Here is a 252-nt window from a genome sequence, read left to right as displayed (position 1 = left end):
ACTCGTCATCGGGTTGGACGCCACCGCCCCAGGAGCAGAGCAGACCGGTATCGATTTCCACCCCGGGGATGCTAAACGGCTGCTGATCCTGGGTGACGACGCTGCTGCACCCGCAGTGTGCTCGATCCTGGAGCAACTGCCCACCCATGCGGCAGAGGTCGAGGCCGTGGTGGAGGTACCACAGCTGGCCCGGAAGATCGAAGCCGGCCCGGACGGCCACTGGACCGACTCGCGCGGCAATCGGATCAACAT

The 252-nt window shown here is 65.5% G+C and carries 1 protein-coding gene; it reads left to right on the top strand.

Features of this window, described 5'->3' with window-relative positions; all coding sequences use genetic code 11:
* Positions 1–252 (top strand): SIP domain-containing protein (locus tag MTCD1_RS23765; RefSeq protein ID WP_159459934.1); only part of this gene is annotated, 252 nt, incomplete at both ends.

Origin of the sequence: Colwellia marinimaniae, assembly GCF_002207865.1 — a bacterium.
GTDB lineage: Bacteria > Pseudomonadota > Gammaproteobacteria > Enterobacterales > Alteromonadaceae > Colwellia > Colwellia marinimaniae.
Note: the sequence above shows the minus strand (reverse complement) of the source record. Positions and strands in the feature narration are given on the sequence as shown.